At 75.5% G+C, this 2,092-nt stretch carries 2 protein-coding genes and 1 pseudogene; 2 read left to right on the top strand and 1 reads right to left on the bottom strand.

Annotated features, from left to right (window positions below):
- Both ACIQOV_RS38850 and ACIQOV_RS38855 read left to right on the top strand, forming a co-directional pair.
- A pseudogene (locus tag ACIQOV_RS38850) lies at positions 1-245 on the top strand (TetR/AcrR family transcriptional regulator); the annotation flags it as partial.
- A 5-nt stretch (positions 246-250) separates the two neighbouring features.
- The gene (locus tag ACIQOV_RS38855; RefSeq protein ID WP_401055540.1) at positions 251-1,003 is read left to right on the top strand and encodes a TrmH family RNA methyltransferase; all 753 of its coding nucleotides are present in this window, start codon (positions 251-253) and stop codon (positions 1,001-1,003) included.
- Positions 1,004-1,043: 40 nt separating this feature from the next.
- Here ACIQOV_RS38855 and ACIQOV_RS38860 read toward each other — a convergent pair.
- Positions 1,044-2,092 (bottom strand): peptidoglycan-binding protein (locus ACIQOV_RS38860; protein WP_401055542.1); only part of this gene is annotated, 1,049 nt, incomplete at its 5' end.

Below are 2,092 nucleotides of genomic sequence, written 5' to 3' on the forward strand. Positions count from 1 at the left end.
GGCTGCGCCCCGACGTGGGGATGGGGGACCTGGTGCTGCTCTGCGTCCGGGTGTCCCGTCCGCTGCCGGGGGCGCTGGCGGCGCTGGACGCGGACGGCTCCTTGGTCCACCGGCACCTGGACCTCGCGCTGGCCGGGTTGGCCGGCGAACCGGACGGACCGCCGGGGCGCGCGTTGGGCTTCGACGAGGTGATCGCCGCGGCCGGGCGGCCCGGTGAGCCGGGTCCGGGGCGGGTGACAGAGTGACCGCCATGGACGAGGACGAGCTGGTGCGGGCCTGGCGGGCGGCCGAGCGGGAGCCGGGGGCGGTGCTGCTGGACGGGTTCCACGCGCTGAAGCACGCGCTGCGGTTCGGGGGCGAGGTGCGGCGGGTGCTGACCGCCGACCGGGCGGCTCTGCTGGCGTTGGCGGGTGAGCTGGCGCCGGATGTCGTGCCGGCGCTGGAGGGGCTCGCGGTGGAGGTGCCGGAGGCCGTGCTGCGGGGGCTGGTGCCGCGGTTGCACCCGACGGGGGTGGCCGCGTCGGCGGTGCGGCCCGGTGCGCGGGCGAACCGGGCGGTGCTGGCCCGCCGGCCGCGGACGGCGCCGGTGGTGGTGCTGGAGAATCCGCGCAACCTGGGGAACGTCGGGGCGGTGATCCGGCTGGCGGCGGGGTTCGGTGCCACCGGGGTGGTGACCACCGGGGACCTGGATCCGTGGCACCCGAACGTGCTGCGGGGCAGCGCGGGACTGCACTTCGCGACCGCGGTCGAGCGCTTGGATCCGGAGCAACTGCCGGACGGGCCCCTGTACGTGCTGGATCCGGAGGGGGCGGACATCCGGGACGTGCCGTTCCCCGACGAGGCGCTGCTGGTCTTCGGCACCGAGCGGCACGGCGTGTCGGAGGAGCTCAAGGCGCGCGCCGACCACCTGGTGGCGGTGCCGATGCAGCCGGGGGTGTCCAGCTTCAACCTGGCGACCAGCGTCGGGATGGGCCTCTTCCACTGGATGTCGGGGCGGCGCTGAGGCGCGGTGCCCGGGAGGGCACCGCGCCCCGGCGGGGCCGTCAGGAGAAGAGCCGGCGCCAGGTGTCGGGGCCCGGGTAGCCGTCGGCCTCGCTGCCGCGCCAGCCCTGGGCCTGCTGGAAGGCCTGGGTGGCCCTGCGGTCGCTCTCCGTCCAGCGCGGGCCGGGGCCGACGCCGTACGAGCCGCCGAAGCCCTTGCGGACCAGCTGTTCGCCGAGCAGGCGGACGTGGTCGTTGTTCTGGCCGGGGCCGAAGTACCGCGCACCGGGGAAGGCGGAGCCGCCGGTGGTGGGCGGCGGGGGCGGCAGCGGGGTGCCGCCCCCGCCGCCGATGTCGCGGCCCTTGCCGTTGACCAGGTAGTCCCAGGTGTCCTTGCCGGGGATGCCGTCGGCCTCGTTGCCGCGCCAGCCCTGGGCCTGCTGGAAGGCCTGGGTGGCCCTGCGGTCGGCCTCGCCCCAGCGCGGGCCGGGGCCCTCGGAGTAGAACGCGGCGCCGCCGCGCCGCACCAGCAGTTGGCCGAGCTCGGTGACGTACGCGTTGTTGGCGCCGGGGCCGAACTTGGCGGTGCCGGGGAAGGCGGTCGAGGAGGTGCCGCCGCCGTTGCCGCCGGCGGACAGGCCGGTGTAGCGGTACGGGACGTAGCCGCCGGAGTTGTTCCAGTACGCGTACGGGGTGGAGCGCTTCTTGGTGGCGGGGCCGGTCTGCTCGTAGGCGACGTACGTGGTGCGGGAGGAGTCGGTCCAGCCGCCGAAGATCGTCACGTGCGAGCCGGCCTGGGGGTTGGCCGGGTTGTTGTAGATGAGGACGTCGCCGGGCTGGAGGTCGTTCTTGCCGATCCGCTCGGCGAAGTCGGGCAGTGTCCAGGTGGTCTGACTGCTGCCCAGGCCCCAGGCCATCGAGACGAAGCCGGAGCAGTCCTGGCGGTAGCCGTCCGACCAGTAGCGGCTCATGCTGTACGGCACGCCCTGGTCGACCCAGGTCTGGGCGCGCTGGATGATCTGGGCCCGGGTGAGCGGCGCCGCGGCGGTGCGCGGGGCGGCGAAGGCGCGGGCGCCGGGGGCCTGGCCGTAGAGGCCGCTGACTTCGCCCT

Source organism: Kitasatospora sp. NPDC091257 (assembly GCF_044757675.1).
GTDB lineage: Bacteria > Actinomycetota > Actinomycetes > Streptomycetales > Streptomycetaceae > Kitasatospora > Kitasatospora lactacystinica.

Excerpts from the sequence above, each read along its gene's own strand:
- ACIQOV_RS38855 (WP_401055540.1), top strand. The coding sequence starts at position 251 with ATGGACGAGGACGAGCTGGTGCGGGCCTGGCGGGCGGCCGAGCGGGAG.